18 protein-coding genes and 2 pseudogenes are annotated in these 16381 nt (G+C 68.4%); 10 read left to right on the forward strand and 10 right to left on the reverse strand.

Translation table 11 applies throughout. The features are described from left to right. The first annotated feature begins 180 nt into the window (after positions 1-180). The 5 genes from QMX80_RS07480 (at position 181) to QMX80_RS07500 (ending at position 3688) form a co-directional block, all read left to right on the forward strand. Positions 181-1491, forward strand: coding sequence for a sigma-54 dependent transcriptional regulator (locus tag QMX80_RS07480; protein ID WP_282276240.1), 1311 nt, complete (start codon positions 181-183; stop codon positions 1489-1491). Beyond that, positions 1484-1672 carry a hypothetical protein gene (locus QMX80_RS07485; RefSeq protein WP_282276241.1) on the forward strand — a complete coding sequence of 63 codons (189 nt, stop codon included), beginning with the start codon at positions 1484-1486 and terminating at the stop codon, positions 1670-1672. The genes QMX80_RS07480 and QMX80_RS07485 overlap by 8 nt, the downstream gene beginning before the upstream one ends. A 195-nt stretch (positions 1673-1867) precedes the next feature. Beyond that, positions 1868-2758 (forward strand): BON domain-containing protein, encoded by an 891-nt coding sequence (locus QMX80_RS07490; protein ID WP_282276243.1) that lies wholly within the window; start codon positions 1868-1870, stop codon positions 2756-2758. Positions 2759-2813: 55 nt separating this feature from the next. Continuing rightward, positions 2814-3386, forward strand: coding sequence for a hypothetical protein (locus QMX80_RS07495; RefSeq protein WP_282276244.1), 573 nt, complete (start codon positions 2814-2816; stop codon positions 3384-3386). Beyond that, positions 3383-3688 carry a hypothetical protein gene (locus QMX80_RS07500; protein WP_282276245.1) on the forward strand — a complete coding sequence of 102 codons (306 nt, stop codon included), beginning with the start codon at positions 3383-3385 and terminating at the stop codon, positions 3686-3688. Before QMX80_RS07495 ends, QMX80_RS07500 begins: the two co-directional genes overlap by 4 nt. A gap of 43 nt (positions 3689-3731) precedes the next feature. On the opposite strand, the gene QMX80_RS07505 is transcribed toward QMX80_RS07500, so the two are convergent. Further along, a complete protein-coding gene (locus QMX80_RS07505; RefSeq protein ID WP_282276246.1) occupies positions 3732-4223 on the reverse strand; it encodes a hypothetical protein in 492 nt (163 codons plus the stop codon). A gap of 83 nt (positions 4224-4306) precedes the next feature. Between QMX80_RS07505 and QMX80_RS07510 the strand changes: the two genes are divergently transcribed. Both QMX80_RS07510 and QMX80_RS07515 read left to right on the forward strand, forming a co-directional pair. Continuing rightward, positions 4307-4942, forward strand: coding sequence for a DUF4142 domain-containing protein (locus QMX80_RS07510; protein ID WP_282276248.1), 636 nt, complete (start codon positions 4307-4309; stop codon positions 4940-4942). After that, positions 4939-5115, forward strand: coding sequence for a hypothetical protein (locus tag QMX80_RS07515; protein WP_273083449.1), 177 nt, complete (start codon positions 4939-4941; stop codon positions 5113-5115). The genes QMX80_RS07510 and QMX80_RS07515 overlap by 4 nt, the downstream gene beginning before the upstream one ends. 1 nt (position 5116) lies before the next feature. Here the strand turns inward: QMX80_RS07515 and QMX80_RS07520 are convergent, their stop codons facing one another. The 4 genes and pseudogenes from QMX80_RS07520 to QMX80_RS07535 form a co-directional block, all read right to left on the reverse strand. Then, positions 5117-5398, reverse strand: a complete 282-nt coding sequence (locus tag QMX80_RS07520; protein WP_282276249.1) for a DUF3247 family protein — start codon at positions 5396-5398, stop codon at positions 5117-5119. Between the two features lie 54 nt (positions 5399-5452). Further along, positions 5453-5572, reverse strand: a pseudogene (locus QMX80_RS07525) (ubiquinol oxidase subunit II); the annotation flags it as partial. Positions 5573-5596: 24 nt separating this feature from the next. Then, a complete protein-coding gene (locus QMX80_RS07530) occupies positions 5597-5764 on the reverse strand; it encodes a hypothetical protein (RefSeq protein WP_273083451.1) in 168 nt (55 codons plus the stop codon). After that, positions 5761-7317 carry an FAD-dependent oxidoreductase gene (locus QMX80_RS07535; RefSeq protein WP_273083453.1) on the reverse strand — a complete coding sequence of 519 codons (1557 nt, stop codon included), beginning with the start codon at positions 7315-7317 and terminating at the stop codon, positions 5761-5763. The genes QMX80_RS07530 and QMX80_RS07535 overlap by 4 nt, the downstream gene beginning before the upstream one ends. 223 nt (positions 7318-7540) lie before the next feature. Here QMX80_RS07535 and QMX80_RS07540 point away from each other — a divergent pair, with 223 nt between their 5' ends. Then, positions 7541-7762 carry a DUF892 family protein gene (locus tag QMX80_RS07540; protein ID WP_273083455.1) on the forward strand — a complete coding sequence of 74 codons (222 nt, stop codon included), beginning with the start codon at positions 7541-7543 and terminating at the stop codon, positions 7760-7762. A gap of 53 nt (positions 7763-7815) precedes the next feature. Here QMX80_RS07540 and QMX80_RS07545 read toward each other — a convergent pair whose 3' ends face one another. Beyond that, the gene (locus tag QMX80_RS07545) at positions 7816-10194 is read right to left on the reverse strand and encodes a catalase (RefSeq protein WP_282276250.1); all 2379 of its coding nucleotides are present in this window, start codon (positions 10192-10194) and stop codon (positions 7816-7818) included. Between the two features lie 102 nt (positions 10195-10296). Then, entirely contained in the window at positions 10297-10956 is a 660-nt protein-coding gene (locus QMX80_RS07550; protein ID WP_273083458.1) for a DUF6766 family protein, read from the reverse strand. Positions 10957-11164: 208 nt separating this feature from the next. Between QMX80_RS07550 and QMX80_RS07555 the strand changes: the two genes are divergently transcribed. After that, positions 11165-11344 (forward strand): hypothetical protein, encoded by a 180-nt coding sequence (locus QMX80_RS07555; RefSeq protein WP_273083459.1) that lies wholly within the window; start codon positions 11165-11167, stop codon positions 11342-11344. 57 nt (positions 11345-11401) lie between these two features. Here the strand turns inward: QMX80_RS07555 and QMX80_RS07560 are convergent, their stop codons facing one another. Continuing rightward, positions 11402-12412, reverse strand: coding sequence for a CorA family divalent cation transporter (locus tag QMX80_RS07560; RefSeq protein ID WP_282276251.1), 1011 nt, complete (start codon positions 12410-12412; stop codon positions 11402-11404). 260 nt (positions 12413-12672) lie between these two features. Beyond that, positions 12673-12924: a hypothetical protein gene (locus QMX80_RS07565; RefSeq protein ID WP_273083463.1), complete on the reverse strand. Its 252-nt coding sequence runs from the start codon at positions 12922-12924 to the stop codon at positions 12673-12675. 446 nt (positions 12925-13370) lie between these two features. Here QMX80_RS07565 and QMX80_RS07570 point away from each other — a divergent pair. Then, positions 13371-13604 (forward strand): annotated as a pseudogene (locus tag QMX80_RS07570) (BON domain-containing protein); the annotation flags it as partial. A gap of 318 nt (positions 13605-13922) precedes the next feature. Here the strand turns inward: QMX80_RS07570 and ligD are convergent. Then, the coding region (ligD, locus tag QMX80_RS07575) for a DNA ligase D (RefSeq protein ID WP_282276253.1) at positions 13923-16381 on the reverse strand (2459 nt) is incomplete at its 5' end.

Genomic DNA, 16381 nt, shown 5'->3' on the forward strand with positions numbered 1-16381 from the left:
ACCGCTTGCCCGCGCCTGCATGCGCGCAGCGAACGCTTTATCTGCAGTTCCCTTGATCCTGATTCAGCATGACGCCCATTGCTGCGATGTGTTGTGACGATCAAGGGAAAGCACAAGCAACTGACGAAGGGGTAACGCGTAGGCGCCTAGCGTCATTGTCGTGCAACCGAGGAAACGCGAGTGACTGCCCCGACCTTGGCCATCGTCGATGACGATCCCGATTTTTCCGTATTCCTGACGAGGGTCGCCCGGAGCGCGGGCTTTCTCACGCACCAGTTTCACACCGTATCCGAAGCCTCATTCTGGCTATCCAGCAACGAGGTCGACCTGACCATCCTGGATATGGCGCTGCCCGATGGCACCGGCCTGGACATCCTCGGCCGCATCCCCGCCGATCGCCATGGTCAGATCGTGTTCGTGTCCGGCACCAGCGACACCGAGCAGATCCGCCGCGCGGTGGCCAGCCCCGCCACCGAATTCATCGGCAAGCCGGTCGGTACCATCGCACTGGAGCAGTTGTTCCGCCGGGTGCAGGAAGACCTGCAGTGCCGCCGGCACGGGAAGGACGACGCCGGCTTGGACCTGGTGGGCGAAAGCGCGCCGATGCGCCGGGTCAAGCACGACATCCTGCGCGTGGCGCCCACCGACATGAACGTCCTGGTCCTGGGCGAGACCGGCACCGGCAAGGAACTGGTGGCGCGTGCCGTGCATGCGCACAGCGGGCGCTCGGGCAAGCTGATCTGCATGAACTGCGGCGCCGTGCCCGCCGAGCTGATGGCCAGCCAGCTCTTCGGCCACGAGCGCGGCGCCTTCACCGGTGCCGCCAACCGCCATGCCGGCTTCCTCGAGCAGGCCGACGGCGGAACGCTGTTCCTAGACGAGATCGGCGAAATGCCCGCTGCGCTGCAGGTCTACCTGCTGCGCGTGCTGGAAACCGGCACCGTGGTGCGGGTCGGCGGCACCGGCGAGATTCCGGTAGACGTGCGCGTCGTGGCGGCCACCAACCGCCTGCCCGACGAAGGCATGTTGCGCGACGACCTGTTCTACCGCCTCGGCCATTACCTCATCGAGCTTCCGCCGCTGCGCGCGCGCGGCGACGACATCCGCCTGCTGGCCAGCCGTTTCGTGGCGCTGTTGAACGACAAGTACGGCGGCCCGCCGAAGCGGCTGGACCCGGCCGGCATCACGCGGCTCCTGCGCCATGCCTGGCCGGGCAACGTGCGCGAACTGATGGCCGCCACCGAGCGCGCCTACCTCAACGCCAGCGGGCCGATGGTGGACATCAACCCGCTGGCGCTGGCGCGGCGCGCGCCCGACGGCGGCGACGTAGTGCAGTTCCGCATCGGCACGCCGCTGCAGGACATCGAGGAAGAAATGCTCAAGCGCACCCTGGCCTTCCACGGCGGCGACAAGACCGCCACCGCGCGCAGCCTCGGGGTGAGCGTGCGCACCGTCCACAATCACCTGGCGCGGACCCGGCTCCATGGATGAGCGGACCCTGCACCGTCTGCGCAACGACCTGAACGTGGTCGGGGTCGGCCTGTCGCTGCTGCGGCGCCAGCTCGAAGCGGAGGCGTCGGCCGAGACGCTGGATACGCTGGACAGGGTCGAACAGGCCTTCGAACGCTGCGCGCTGGCGGTCGCGCTGCAGCAGCACGGACCGGGGCGCTGACGCTGCCGGCACGGTGAACGAAGCCGCGTTGGCCACACCCTGCAGAATCTTCATCTCCGTGCACAAGCTGCATGTCGCCGCCACGCGGCCACCTGCCACGGCGTTGCCATTCCTGCGTTGCGCGCTGGCATGGGTTTTGCGATCGCCCCGGTATCCGTTCTTCCCGTGGAAGACGGAGGGCACCACTCCATCGGCATGCAGGAGAACACGATGAATCGAAACCACTGGCCGGAGTACGACCAGGGCCGCCGCTCCTCCGGCAGGGAACACGGCGAGGACGACGTGCGGCCTTACCCGGTCGGCGGCTTCGGCCGCGGCAACGACGAGTGCCGCTACCGCGATGCCCGGGCGCTGCCGCGCGGATGGAGCGACGCGCAGAGCGCCGATGCGCGGGAGGACGAATACAGCGCAGACTGGCCACGCGCGCCGGCGCAGGATCGCGACGCGGGCGACTTCTGGCGCGGCATGGCGCGCGGCGACAGCGCGCTGTTCGGCGCCAGCGAAGCCGATTACGCCGGCGGCCAGGCTGGCGAAGGCCGTTGGAACCGCCATGGCTACCGGGACGAAGAGCAGCGCGCTCTGCGCAGCTTTGGCGCGCATGCGCCCGGCCGGGAGCGTCTCCAGCCGGGCTGGCAGGGGAACACGCTGTACGGCGCCGGAGACCCCGAACACGCTCCCTCCCCGCCACATTCCCGGACCGGACGCAAATGGCAGCAGGCGCCGTGGGCCGAGGGCCGCGCTGGTGAGCAGCGGCCGCAAGCGCGTCCCGGCTCCTACCGCCGCCACGGTCCGCGCGACTACGCGCGCTCGGACGAGCGCATCACCGAGGATCTGAACGAGCGCCTCACCGACAACGACATGCTCGACGCCAGCGACATCAGCGTGCGAGTCGTCGACGGCGTCGCCACCCTGAGCGGCAGCGTCGCCTCGCGCTGGATGCGCCATCTCGCCGAGGACATCGCCGATTCCTGCAGCGGGGTGAAGGACATCCGTAACAAGATCACCGTGGCGGCGAGCGGCATGCGCGGTCCGTTCCCGCGCGGGGACGACGATGGCGAGCTTCCCGGCGGCGGCCGGCCGGCCTGAGCGCCGGCACCCACAGGAGCCAGAGATGAGCGCAATGAGCAGAACGCGGTGGTCCATGCTGGCGGCGGTGGCCGGCGCCTGCGGCCTGGCCGCCTTCCTCGCCGCGCGCCGCCGCGACGACCCGGCGCGCATGGCCGACGAGGTGCTGCTGGCGCAGCTTGGCCGCGAGATGGCGGGCGCAACCGCGCTTGCCAACGCAGTCGCCGGGCACGCCGCCAGCGCCGAACTGCGCGCCGCTGCACAGCGCTGGCTGGATGCCCTGGCGCGCAGAGGAAGCTGGCAGCCGTTCCTCGCCGTGCAGGCGCAGGCAGAGGTTGCCGGGCAGCACCAGACCCTGTTGCGCGCGCAGGGCGAGGACGCCTTCGACGCCCGGGCCGCTCAGGCGATGCAGGAATGGCTGGATCTGGCGCGCGAACACCTCCAGGCCCTGCTCGTTTCCCCGCGCGGCCCGCTGCGACGGAGGGCTGCGGTCGCGATCGCGACGGCCGACGCCTCAGCCTGTGACCTGGATTTCTACCAACGCGCGGACGAACTGCTCGCCGCAATGCCGGCGTCGCGGCGATGGCCGGCATCGCCATTCCACGCCGGCGCCCACGCGGTCCTGCATTGGCCAAGGAGCGGGACATGAGCCGCGCCGTGCCCTGTCGCCTTCCAGCGACGTTCGACTGGAGGGAGGCCGAAGACAGCAAGCGCTTGTTTCTGGGCGACGTGGAAGTGCTCGAGGTGCGCATCCAGCGCCATGGCTGGATCGTGCAGGTGCACCTGCAGGACCCGTTGTACCGGCAACCCTCGGTGGCGGTGCGCTCGCCCAATGCGGGCATGCGCTGGGGGGCGCGCTGGGCCAAGCTGCGGGTCCGCCTGCTGCAGAGGATCGCCGCTTCGCACGCCTCTGGCTGCACCCATTGCCAGCAGCATCTGCGGCATGCGTAGGCATCGCCGGCCGCGGATGCCGATCCGGCCTGAAAGCCTACGGCTACGGCCGTCGGCCTGCGCCGCGTTGTCGCAGGTATTCCTCGCAGGTGCGCGACAAGGCCAGCAGGTACGGCCAGCGCGCCCGCGTCCACCGCAAGGACCAGCACAGGGCGGCGTGCAGCGTGGGCACGACCTCGCGCGCGCGGTTGCCCTCGAGGTCAGTAATGGCGGTCTCCACGCGCCATCCCGGCGCCATCGCCAGGATGTCCAGCACGTCGACATGGCCCACGCGCAGGCGGACGTGGCCGCAACCGAAGGTCCAATGCAGCCACCGCCCGTCCTGCACCCTTTGCGCCAACCTGCTGCCGGTCATGTCGCTGCTCCCGTTGTTGATGCCTCCGGAAATGACGGGGTGACGCAACTCCCGTGCCAGCCCGCCCTGCCCCGCAGCGCGTCGCCAGCGCCATGCGTCCATGAAAAATCTGCAGCCGCGATGCAGATTGTTCCGCGCGGCCGCCATGGCCACGCTGATCTTCTTGTCACCTCGGTCCACGCCTACCGAACGCGGGCGCGGCAAGCATGGACCTGCGCCGGAGCCCGCCGGCACCGGCGCGCCATCCACCACGGAGTCCTTCCATGAAGACCCTCGACCTGGCAAAGCTGCTTCTGCTGATCTGCATCGTCTCCCTGTCCGCCTGCCGCAACGACAACATGCCCTCACGCGGCACCGAGGCCACCGCGTCCGATGCCGCCGCCGCGCCGCACGACGGCCCGCCGGGCCCGGAGCCCCGCGCCGGCGGAGCGGCGTCCCACGACGCCGATGGCGACGCGCTGGCCGTGCTGAACGCCGTCAACGACCACGAGATCGCCATGGGCCGGCAGGCCCTGGAAAAGAACGTCACCGGTCCGGTCGCCGACTACGCGCGCCGGATGATCGACGAACACGGCAAGAACAGGCAGCAGACCGACGCCCTGCACCCCGACCCCGACAGCGCCAACGCCCGGGCGCAGATGAAGAAGGGCCAGGACGTGATGCAGCAGCTGGCCACCCAGAACGGCCAGGCCTACCAACGCGCCTACGTGCAGGCCATGGTCGCCGGGCATACCGATGCGCTGTCCGCGCTGGATCAGACCCTCATCCCGGCCGCTACCCGTCCGGACGTGCAGGCCCACCTGCAGCAGACCCGTACCCGGGTGGCGCAGCACCTGGATCAGGCGCGCGCGCTGGCCGCCGCCGACACGCCGGCGCAGGACGCCGGGAGCACGCCATGAACGACAAGCTGCCGCTCAACCCCGGCAAGGCCAGCGACCAGGACAAGGCCCACACACCGGACAAGCTGCGCAACGACAAGGCGCAGTGGAAACGCCCGGACATGCCCGAGGCTAGGCACACGGCGCACCCGGAGGACTACGAACGTCCTCCGTTCCCGCGCAGAAAGGACTGAACTAGCTCGATCCCATCCGCGTGTAGTGCGCGACCTCGTCGAGCCAGAGGTCGCGGATGTCGCCGCGGCCCAGGTCGATCCGTATCTGACCATTGGTGCCTTCGCTGCCATCGGGGCCGCGAAACTGCTGGATTGTGGGGCGGTCCGCCAGGGTGCCCACCAAGGTCGTGCCATCGCGCAGGTTCAGCTCTACCATCAGTTCGGCGTCGAGCTCCTGCTGCAGCCGCTTGAGATGATCGATTTCGGTCTGGTCCACATATACGCGGGGCGCTGTTCTGCTCATCGTGTACTCCTCTTTCAATGACGTATCGACGTTTGGGGCGCGGCGCGGCGGGCTTCAGTGGTAGCCCAGGCCCAGTTCGAGCTTGCAGCGGAACATGTAGTACGACCATGCGGTATAGCCCAGGATCAGCGGCAGGCAGCCCATGCCGACCAGAAGGAAGCCCTGCGACAACGGCGACAGTCCCGGACGCCACAGCAGCTACGCCACTACCAGCGCGCCCATCGGCGCCATCTGCAGCACGTGCAGCAGCGATTCGGGAAGCCCGGAGGTATGCGGCAGGTCGCTGCGCCGGTGGCAAGCGAAATCCGCGCAGCCGGCCAGCAGCCACCGCAGGTAGCCGGCATAGGCCCAGGCCGCGGCACTCATCCGGTCGTACCGGCATCGCGCTCGACCTCCTGCTGCGGCAGCGCGAACGGCGCCAGCGGTTCGCTCGCCGGCCCGTTGAGGATGGCGCCGCTGGTCGCCTTGAAGCGCGAGCCGTGGCAGGGGCAATCCCAGGATTTCTCCTCGCCGCTCCAGTGCACCACGCAACCCATGTGGGTGCAGCGTGCGTTGTGGGCGTGCAGCATACCGTCGCCCGAGCGGTACACCGCCACCTGGTGCACGCCGCAACGAACCACGCAGCCGCTGCCGCGCGCCAGCCCGGCCAGCGCCTCCGGCGCTACCGAGACCAGCCAGTCGCGGTACTGCAGGGCGGCGTTGGCGTTCTCGCGCAGCCAGTTGCCGGCGCTCAGGTAGCGGTGGCGGCCGGGCGCGTACAGGGCCTGCCAGGGGTTGTCGCGGCCCTGCACCAGGTCGGCGAGCAGCAGTGCGGCAAGCGTGCCGTGGGTGAGGCCGTTCCCGGAATCGCCGCTCACCAGATAGACATTGGCGTTGTCCGGGTCGGCGCCGATGAACGCCAGGCCGTCGTCCGGCTCCAGGATCTGCCCCGACCAAGCATGCGTATAGCGCGTGATCGAGGGGAAGCGCGCATCGGCCCAGCGCTGCAGCCGCGCATAAACTTCCGGGTCGTCGCCCTGCCCGGTCTTGTGGTCGCCGCCACCGACGATCACTTCCACCTCGCCCTCGTCTATGCCCGCGGGCATGCGCAGGCGCACGTAGTGGTAGGGATCGCCGTCGTCCCAGTACAGCGCGTCGGGGATGCTGTACGCCGGCGCGCGGCCGGCCACGACATAGGTGCGGTAAGCGGCCTGCTTCAGCCAGGTGGCGCCGGTCTCGTACACGGGCACGTTGGTCGCGGCCACCACCGCCACGGCATGCAGCACGCGGCCGTCGCGGCACTCCACCCGCGGCCGCCCGCCACCCTCGATGGCGGTCACGTCGCCACGCACGAAGCCCACGCCGGCGGCGCGCACCTGACGTGCCAGCGCCAGCAGGTACAGGCCGATGTCCACGCGCGCCTGGTCGTCGAAACGCAGGACCGGCCCCAGCGCCGGCACGCCCTCCACGCCGGCGCGCTGCAGGCCGACCTGGAGGCCGGCCGCTTCGGCGGCATGGCATTCCCGGCGCAGGTCGTCCACGTCCTGCGTGCACGAGAACAGATACCCCGGCACGCGCCGGAACCCGCAGTCGGTTCCCGAGCGCGCCACGATCGCCGCGATCCAGTCGATCGCCGCCGCGTGACTGGCCGCGGCCAGCCGCGCGCCGGCCTGGCCGTGGTAGCGCGCCAGCGCGGAGAAACGATCGTCCAGTGCCGACGCCAGATGCGCGCTGCTGCGCAGCGTCTCGCCAGCGCCGATGCCGTCGCGTTCCAGGATCGCCACCCGCTTTCCGGCGCGGGCCAGTTCCAGCGCCACGCTCAGCCCGGCCACGCCGGCGCCGACGACGATCACCTCCGCATCCTTGCGTTCGTCCTGCCACCAGTCGGCGGTGGCCTCGGTCACGTCGTTCCAGACGGGCCGGGTATGTGCGGTATTCATCGCCATCCCAGACAGTGGATGTAAATCGACGCTAGGTCCGCGCGGGTAAGCATCCCGTCAATCCGCGAGACGACGGCGCTCACGCCGCGCGCGCGACTTCCTCTTCATGGCCCGCGCAACACGCTGCCGGGGCCGGCCAGATGCCGGCGCCTGTCACCGGCACGGAGGACATGAAGAAGACCACCCGGCGTGGCTCGTCAGATGGCCGGAGTACGCCTACGCAGTGGAGAAGGAAGCCGAAACCCTGCTGGTTGGCGGGGTGAAGGCCACGCGGCTCGCGCTCCTCCTGGCCGCGCGACAGGCCGGCGACGCCGAAACCGTGGCGGTCTGCGGCGCCCTCCTGGAGCAGGAACGGGCGATGGCGGACTGGCTCGGCGAGCACCCGGAACCCACTGTCCTGCAGTTCCTGGAACGCGAGCAGTCCGAAGACATGGTCCGGCGCTGACACCTGCCGGCCCCTGCCTGCGCGCCTTGCGCGCGGCAGGCAGGGGCCGCCCATCAGGACGCCAGCATTGCCGGTTCGCGTTCGGGGTAGCGGTGCCGCGCGATGGCGGCGGCGAAACGTTCCAAGGTGTCGCCCGCGTCGGGCTCGGCGAACAGCAGCAGCGGATCGTTGTCCAGCGGCGCCACGCCGGCCGCGTCCCACACCTGGCGTCCCTCGCCGACGAACAGCAGCGGCTTGCCGTGGCGGTAGCCGTCGCGGATGTGTTCCAGCGCCCGCGCATCGCCGGCCAGCGCCGCGGCGCCCTCCGTGCCGCCGACGACGGCCAGCGCGTCGAACAGCACCCCCGGCTCGTTCTCGAGCGAGGCATCGGCGTCGAGCGGCCCGCCGTCGGCGTCCTGCAGCCGGCCGACGTGCGGGCCGAGCAGGCGCACCATCGCGCCCTGCCCGGTCAGGCCCTGGTGCAGCACCGTCACGTCCACCGCGCGGCTGCCATCGGCCACCAGCACGGCGATCTTCCGCGTGCGGATGCCGCTTTCGCCCGGCCGCGCCAGCAGCGACAGCGCCGGCGACAAGGAGACTTCCGGCGTGACCTCGGCAGTGGACGCACGCGGCATCTTCGGCGGCAGCGGCATGCCCAGCCCGCGCGCGACCTCCACGGCCAGTTCCTCGGAGGCGTTGCGCAGCATCGACACCACGCGCTGGCGCACCGCCGGCACCGTCACCTTGCTCAGCTCGAAGCGGAACGCGTCGGCGATGTGGCGGCGCTCGGCCGGGCTCTGGCTGTCGTAGAACAGCGTGGCCTGCGCGTAGTGCTCGGCGAACTTCTCCGGCTTGGCGCGCACCTCGTCGCCCTGCGCCGGTTCGGCGAAGGAGACGAAGCCGGCCGCGCCGGCCTGAAACGGGCAGCCGCCGGCCAGCGAATTGGGTTCATAGGACACCCGGCCGCGGTGGATGGCCTGGCGGTGCATGCCGTCGCGCTGGTTGTTGTGCGCTGGCGCGACCGGCGCGTTGATCGGCAGCTCGTGGAAGTTTGGCCCGCCCAGCCGGCTGATCTGCGTATCGACGTAGGAATGGATGCGGCCGGCCAGCAGTGGATCGTTGCTGAAGTCGATGCCGGGAATGACATGCGCCGTGCAGAACGCCACCTGCTCGGTCTCGGCGAAGAAGTTGTCCGGGTTGCGGTTGAGCACCATGCGCCCTATCGGTTGTATCGGCACCAGTTCCTCGGGCACGATCTTGGTCGCATCGAGCACGTCAAAACTGAAGCCCTCCGCCTCGTCTTCGCTGAACACCTGGATGCCCAGCTCGTACTCGGGATAGTCGCCGGCCTCGATCGCTTCCCACAGGTCGCGCCGGTGGTAGTCCGGGTCGGCGCCGGAGATCTTCACCGCCTCGTCCCATACCAGCGAATACGTGCCCAGCTTGGGCGTCCAGTGGAATTTGCAGAAAACCGCATCGCCGCGCGCGTTCACCAGGCGGAAGGTGTGCACGCCAAAGCCCTGCATCATGCGGTAGCTGCGGGGGATGGCGCGGTCGGACATGTGCCACATCAGCATGTGTGTGGACTCGGGCATCAGCGACACGAAGTCCCAGAAGGTGTCATGGGCCGAGGCCGCCTGTGGCATGGCATGGTGCGGCTCGGGTTTGACCGCGTGCACCAGGTCCGGGAACTTGATCGCGTCCTGGATAAAGAACACCGGCATGTTGTTGCCCACCAGATCCCAGTTGCCCTCGTCGGTATAGAACTTCACCGCGAAGCCGCGCACGTCGCGCGCGGTGTCCTTGGAGCCGCGCTCGCCGGCCACCGTAGAGAAGCGCACGAACACCGGGGTGATCTTGCCCGCCTCCTGGAACGGTGCGGCGCGGGTCAGCGCCGACAGGTCCTCGTAGGCTTCGAAGTAGCCGTGCGCGCCGGAACCGCGCGCGTGCACCACGCGCTCGGGAATACGCTCATGGTCGAAGTGGGTGATTTTCTCGCGCAGGATGAAGTCCTTAAGCAGCGCCGGCCCGCGCAGTCCCGCCTTGAGGCTGTTCTGGTTATCCGAGACCGCCACCGCCTGGTTGGTGGTCATGCGCTGGCCGGAGCCATCGTTGCGCACCCGCAGCAGCGGGCCGGCATTGGAATCCTGCCCCTCCGCGGCGGGCGCGCCGACCTTGGCGCCGCCGTTGCCCTCGCTCACCGTGCTGGCGCCCACGCGCGGCGATGCAGCCAGGTAGTGCTCGCCCTCCGGCGGCAGTACCGCTGCGGCGCCGTGCTCGGCGGGCTTGTCGGCGTTGTGGCCGCGCTGGGCCGCCAGGGCGTCGATGAGGCCGGGCACCTCGTCCTCGGGACGCAGCGGTTTCTGCGAATGACTGTCGGCCGGACCGCTGTCCGAACGCACCGCGACCTTGGCATGCGGCGGAGGGGAAGGAGCGCCTTTCTTGCTGGCCATGGGGGCATCTCGCTGGCAGGGCTTTCCAACATAGTGGCCGGCGGTAAAACGGATGTGACCCGTCGTCGCCGTCCGCTCACGGGAAGTTGATCCCTGCTGCGCTCACGCGCCCGTCTGCGAGTGCGGTGCTTCCACCGGCTTGGATTCGGGCGAGTTCTTCTGCCGCAGGTAGATGCTCAGAACCACGATGGACAGCACCGCGAGGAACTCGCTCTGCCAGTTCTGCATGGACTCGAACCAGAACTGCGCGCTGCCCAGGTGTTCGCTCCAGGCCACGCCCGGCCTGCCTTCCAGCAGACGCTGCTCGTTCTGGTGCTTCCAGCTGCCATAGGAATGCCCGGCGAAGGTGAGCAGGAACAGCAGCAGGTAGGTCAGCGACAGCGAGTTCGCATACAGCGTCTTCCAAACCCCGCCCCTGCGCACCGGCCACGGCGTGGGGCCGGGTTCGATCTCCTGCTCCTCCCTGGACGGGTCCAGCGGCCGCGACTCGGCCGAGCCGCGCTGGCGCAAGGCCACGGTCAACAGCACGTACATGCCCATCTGCAGGAATTCGCTCTCCCAGTTCTCGAACGTGGCCGAGACGAAATGCCCGCTCGCCAGGTACCGGCCCAGCGACAGCGCCTGTGCGCCCTTGTCAGCCAGTTCCTCGTTGCAGGCGCGCAGCCCGGCCCAGGTCTGTCCTGCCAGCGAAACGACGAACAGTGCGAGCAGCACCAGCGACAGCCCATTGCGCTGGATGAATGAGGATCGTTCCGGGTTCATGTCCACTCTCCTGCCATACGGGATGAACTTGGCCACCGCATCGGCAAGACCGCGTAGAGAAGAAACGGCAGACCCTTGCCGCGTCAGTCACGATACTGAATGGCCTTCGCATGCGCGTGCGCGTGAGCGTGAGCGGCGCCATGACCGGACTTCACGCCGCACATCGCTGGCGCTGCGGACAATTTTCACTCCCAGCGAGGATCACGCCATGAGCAGAGACCGGAAAGATCCCCCCGCCCCGACCGAGGACCGCGACGCCCGGGAAACGCAGCAGGAGCGCCGCGAGCGCAAGCAGCACGAAAGCGAGAACCACGACGAGGCGCTGGAAGAAACCTTCCCCGCGAGCGACCCTGTGTCGCCCTTCGTTCCCGCCAAGACCCCGGACTGACACAGCAAGACGCCCAGGCGGTGCTTCGCATTGCACCGCGCCGCCTACCGCGCGACGCTAGAACCAACGCCGGCGCCGGCCCAGAAGAAAGGCGCCGGCTCCCAACGCCACCAGGCCGGCGATAACCGCATAAAATCCGGCGTCGTCGCTTTTGAACAGCCGGGTGCCGAAGTTCATGCCCAGCGCGCCCACGATGGTCGCCATCAAGCCCGTGATCACGGTGACGAAGGTCAGCATGCGCATGGCTTGGTTGGTCCGCAGCGCGGTCTGGTTGCTGAACAGTTCAAAGCTTCCCAGCACCTGTTCGCGTGCATTCTCGACCATGTCCAAGGCACGCTCAAAGCGCATGTTCAAAGCGATGAAATGGCGGTCGGCCACGCGGCCCTCATCAGGCCGGAAATCCGGGCGCGACATGGCGCTGAACACGATGCGGTGCGGTGCCAGCATCCGCCGCAGACGCGAGGCCCAGCGGCGCAGGCGCTGCAGTTCGTTGAGCGCATCGCACGCGCCTTTGCCCAGGATGCTCACCTCCAGCCGTTCGATGGCCAGCTCGTGTTCGTCGATGGCCTTGAAGTAGCTGGCCAGCAGGCGGTCGAGCAGGGTCACCACGAAACTCTCGGCGCGTAAGACACCCACCTTCCCGGGCTGCTGCACGCGCATCTGTTCCAGAAAATCGATGCGCTCGCGGCGGAAGGTCACCACGCGGTCGGTGCTGGCCACGCAGACCAAGACGATGCCACGGAGTTTGTCCTTGTCGCCACTGCCACCGGCGACGACGGCGCGCACCCAGAAGCAGGATTCGCTCTGCCCGACTTCCGGCACGGTGCCATGTTCCAAGAACTGTCGTGCGGCGGCAGGCAGTTCCCAAGCCGCCCACACTGCGTCCACTTCCTCAGGCTTGGGATCGCACAGATCCACCCAAGCCAGCGCATCCTCCGCAGGCCGGCAGGCGACAAGCGACTGGGCGGCGACCCGTTGCGATACGCCGCTTGCGTCGAACATCCTGCAGAAGAAGGACAGGCGTGCGTCATCGGCAGTACGGTCCGCCTCGTCATTGCACGCATTCATGACCGTTGACGGGCCTGGTGTATTTTTTCACGCAAGGCAGCGCGGGTGATCGCGACTTCTCCGCGGGAAACGGCGTTGCGCCCTAGCCCCGTTGCCCTCAACGATCGCGTAAGAAAGGCGTATGCGCCCATCGCTTCCGCCATGCCCGTTCTCCGGATGGAAAGCGGCCCACTACGCATGGGCCGCGAGATATGAAACGCGATCCGTCGCGGACGGATCCTGCGGGCGCTATCCCGCCCGCAGGGCTATATCCGTACCCGTCAGCCAACGACCAACGACCAAGGGATCTCCGAACCCTTGAATTTGTAGCGGAAGCCTTCGTAATCGACCTGTGTGGCCAAATTGCCTGCGTCGTCAGCCAAAGTACTGACCTCGATCAAAGTGTTGGCCGCAGCAGGTCCGCTTCGGATGGGAATGCCCATGGTCTTGATGTCGGCCAGCTCCGTGGCGATACGCGTGACTGGGCGTCGCTCTTGCCCCGGTCCCACCAGATAGAGTTGAACATCTTTCACAGCAAGACTCCTCCTTACGGTTATTCCCGCCCCGGCCTCACCTGATTAACGTGGGTGAAGTTAAGACGTTGCCTACATCGCGTCCTCGCCTCGTAAAAAGGCGGAACCGATCACGGCGACTTCCTTTGCCAGCTATTGGCTCTTCACGCCTTGCAGCGAACGACTCGCCGGAACATCGGCGGCGCGGCGTCGCATGCTCCACCGCTCGTTTATTGCTTCGCATCGGCAATCGGGATGCCGTGCACGTCTTCATCACCAACTTGCTGCAAGGTCTTAATTCCTCGACAGGCACGATGTCTGTGGAGCACTTCCGCTCCTCGTGGAGAATCGACATGAACACCAGCAAGATGAAGCATCTCCTGCTCATGAGCATGGTCGCGACCGCCTGCGCGGGTGCCATCACCACAGTCCACGCCAGCGGCCAGAGCCGCGGCATGCATGAACAGGAATCCGTGCAGCCGGGCAGCGATACTTGGATCACCACCAAGGTCAAGGCAGATCTTCTGGCTACGAAGGACATCTCCGGCCTGGAGATCAAGGTGGAGACCGTTAACGGCGTCGTGTCGCTGAGCGGCGATGTCGACACGCAAGCCGAAGCGGACAAGGCCGTCGCCGTCGCCCGAGGGATCAAGGGCGTCAACCGCGTGGACAACCGGCTGACGGTCCGCGGCAGCAGGTAAAGCACGCGTGGGCGGCCCGTTGGCCCTGTGGCCGGCGGGCATCCCGCCGCCCTCCCAGCGCACGGCCATCGCTGGCCGCGACTGCGCCAAGCCGATGCTGTTACGCCCGTTTTCGGCGTGATGCCGCTTAAGAACCGCGCCTACGCGGCGGACGGCGCCGCTCGTCCGGCCAAGGCTGATGCGGCTGCGGATCTTCCACATTGGGCTCACGCGGATCGCGCGGCTCCTGCGGATCGGTGGGACTGGGCATAGGTTCGGGCGCGGGCTCGGACGGCTGGGGCCTCGGCGCGCCGAGTCCGCACCTTGCAGGGCGCCTATTCATCCTTTGTCCTTTCCTGTTGTTCGCTCCGCCAGCAGCGAGACGACTTTGTCCAGGTTCTGACGGATCCGATCGTAGTCGCCCCACGGATGCTGCTTCATCCGCGCCATGCGCCGCGGCGCCGAGACGATGTCGTGCGCGGCCCCGCGGCGGGTCTTGGACAGTTCCTCCCAACGCAGCGGCATAGCCACCGGTGCACCTGCCCGTGCGCGCAGCGAGAACGACGCCACACTGGTGGCGCCACGTCCGTTGCGCAGGTAATCGACGAAGATGCGTCCCTTACGCTGACGCTTGCTCGCCGTGGCCACGTATGCCAGCGGGTCAGAGGCGGCCATCGATTCGGCGAAGGCGCGCGCGAAATCCTTTACCTGCAGCCAGTCACTGGCCGGACGCAGGGGCACCACGACATGCAGGCCCTTGCCGCCGGAAGTGCGCACGAAAGATTCCAGCCCGAGCTCGCGCAGCCGTTCGCGCACCCAGCGCGCCGCGGCGATCACCCGCGGCCAGGCCACGCCAGTGTCCGGATCGAGATCGAACACGATGCGGTCGGCCTTGTCCGGTGCCTCGGCCAACGCGCCCCAGGGATGGAACTCCAGGGCATTGAACTGCACCAGTTCGAGCAGGGCGGCCTCGTCGCGTACCACGATGTAGTCCGCGCTGGCCCCGCCCTCTTCCTCGATTGGCACCGAACCGACTTGCTCCATGCCGGTTGGCAGATGCTTCTGGAAGAAGCACGGCCGTTCCGCGCCCTGCGGGCAGCGCACCACCGACAAGGGCCGGCCGGCGATCTCTGGCAGCAGCCAGGGCAGCATGGTGCGGTAGTAGGCGAACACGTCCTGCTTGCGGATGCCGGCGTCCGGATACACCACGCGGTTGGGGCTGGTCAGCACCACCTCCTTCGTCGTGGCCGTGGTCCGCGGTTTCTCCCTTGTGCCTGACATGGGTTTCTCCCGAACGGGATCCGGCGCCATCGCGCGCAGCGCGGCCACGCTCTTGTCGGCCCGGATCGTCTTGAACGACGCCTGCCGCAGCAGGCCGAGATTGCCGGTGCCATGATGGAACACCTCCACCACCATAGCCGGCTTCACCCACTGCACCTTGCCGAGCCCGGTGACCTCGGCGCCGATGGGTACGCTGGGCGTGTCGCGGGCGAGCGGCATCAGGCGCCGCACCAGTTCCTCCAGCATCTGCTGGTTGAAGCCACTGCCGACTCGCCCAGCGTAGCGCCAGCCCCGCCGGCCTTCCGGCATGGCCAGCAGCAGCGCGCCCAGGCCGCTGCGACTGCCTTTCGGGGCGGTGAAGCCGACCACCGCGAATTCGTCGGACCGGCGCTGTTTGATCTTGCGCCAGTCATCGCCGCGGCCGCCGCGATATGGCGCGGCGGCGCGCTTTGAAATGATGCCCTCCAGCCCGCGCTCCAGCGCCAAGGCCAGCGCGCCGGAGCCGTCTTCGGTCACGTGCGAGCTGTACACCAGCGGTTGCGGTACCGACTCCAGGAGCGCGGCGAGCAGTGACTTGCGCGCATCCTGGCGGCAGCCGGAGACGTCGACATCGCCCAGCTGCAGGATGTCGAACAGCACATAGGACAGTGCCGCGGTACGCTCGCCGGACAAGGTAGCCTGTAGCAAACCGAAATCCTGCTGGCGCCCCGCGCCGGCCACCAGTTCGCCGTCCAGCACTGCCTCGACGCCCAGATCCTGCAGCGCCTGTACGATCGCCGGCAGCCGCTGCGTCCATTCGAGCTCGTTGCGCGACCACAGCCGCACCTTGTCGCGGCCCAACTGCGCGATCAGCCGGTAGCCGTCCCATTTCGCCTCGTGCAGCCAGCCCTCGCCGGCTGGAACCGCCTCCACCAGGGTGGCCAGCTGCGGCGCATGGAAGGTCGGCGCGCGGCGGGTGCGGCGCGCGCCGGGCAGCTTGGCCGCAACGGCCAGCAGGCGCCGCGTGCTCGCCGCACCGCCATCCCGACGCTTTCGCGGGCCTGCAGTACCAGCCGGCGCGGTCGTCGCCTCGTCCAGCAGGTCGTCGGCTTCCTGCTTCGCCGCGTAGGCATCGCGCGCCTTGAACAGCAGCCACTCCGGCTGCCGCTTCCGCTGGCCCGAACGCACCAGGTGCCAGCCGCCCTTGAGCTTGTCGCCATGCAGCTGGAATCGCAGGTGGCCCTTGGCGAGCTGATCTTCCGCATCGCCGTCGGTGCTCCAGACGCCATGGTCGAAGATCGCGACGTGGCCGGCACCATACTGGCCCTCGGGGATGTCGCCCTCGAACCGTGCGTAGTCCAGCGGGTGGTCCTCCACCTCGGCCGCCAGCCGCTTCACCGCCGGATCCAGGCTCGGCCCCTTGGGCACCGCCCAGCTGCGCAGGGTATTGCCCACCTGCAGGCGGAAGTCGTAATGGCGGTGGCTGGCGTGGTGCAGCTGCACCACGAAGATCGGCTGTCCGTCGCGCCGGCGACGGC

The organism is Stenotrophomonas sp. PS02297 (assembly GCF_029959705.1).
Classification (GTDB): domain Bacteria; phylum Pseudomonadota; class Gammaproteobacteria; order Xanthomonadales; family Xanthomonadaceae; genus Stenotrophomonas; species Stenotrophomonas nitritireducens.

Excerpts from the sequence above, each read along its gene's own strand:
- QMX80_RS07520 (WP_282276249.1), bottom strand. The coding sequence starts at position 5,398 with ATGAGCAGAACAGCGCCCCGCGTATATGTGGACCAGACCGAAATCGAT.
- QMX80_RS07485 (WP_282276241.1), top strand. The coding sequence starts at position 1,484 with ATGGATGAGCGGACCCTGCACCGTCTGCGCAACGACCTGAACGTGGTC.
- QMX80_RS07490 (WP_282276243.1), top strand. The coding sequence starts at position 1,868 with ATGCAGGAGAACACGATGAATCGAAACCACTGGCCGGAGTACGACCAG.
- QMX80_RS07560 (WP_282276251.1), bottom strand. The coding sequence starts at position 12,412 with ATGAATGCGTGCAATGACGAGGCGGACCGTACTGCCGATGACGCACGC.
- QMX80_RS07550 (WP_273083458.1), bottom strand. The coding sequence starts at position 10,956 with ATGAACCCGGAACGATCCTCATTCATCCAGCGCAATGGGCTGTCGCTG.
- QMX80_RS07530 (WP_273083451.1), bottom strand. The coding sequence starts at position 5,764 with ATGAGTGCCGCGGCCTGGGCCTATGCCGGCTACCTGCGGTGGCTGCTG.
- QMX80_RS07500 (WP_282276245.1), top strand. The coding sequence starts at position 3,383 with ATGAGCCGCGCCGTGCCCTGTCGCCTTCCAGCGACGTTCGACTGGAGG.
- QMX80_RS07510 (WP_282276248.1), top strand. The coding sequence starts at position 4,307 with ATGAAGACCCTCGACCTGGCAAAGCTGCTTCTGCTGATCTGCATCGTC.
- QMX80_RS07495 (WP_282276244.1), top strand. The coding sequence starts at position 2,814 with ATGCTGGCGGCGGTGGCCGGCGCCTGCGGCCTGGCCGCCTTCCTCGCC.
- QMX80_RS07515 (WP_273083449.1), top strand. The coding sequence starts at position 4,939 with ATGAACGACAAGCTGCCGCTCAACCCCGGCAAGGCCAGCGACCAGGAC.
- QMX80_RS07535 (WP_273083453.1), bottom strand. The coding sequence starts at position 7,317 with ATGAATACCGCACATACCCGGCCCGTCTGGAACGACGTGACCGAGGCC.
- QMX80_RS07555 (WP_273083459.1), top strand. The coding sequence starts at position 11,165 with ATGAGCAGAGACCGGAAAGATCCCCCCGCCCCGACCGAGGACCGCGAC.
- QMX80_RS07545 (WP_282276250.1), bottom strand. The coding sequence starts at position 10,194 with ATGGCCAGCAAGAAAGGCGCTCCTTCCCCTCCGCCGCATGCCAAGGTC.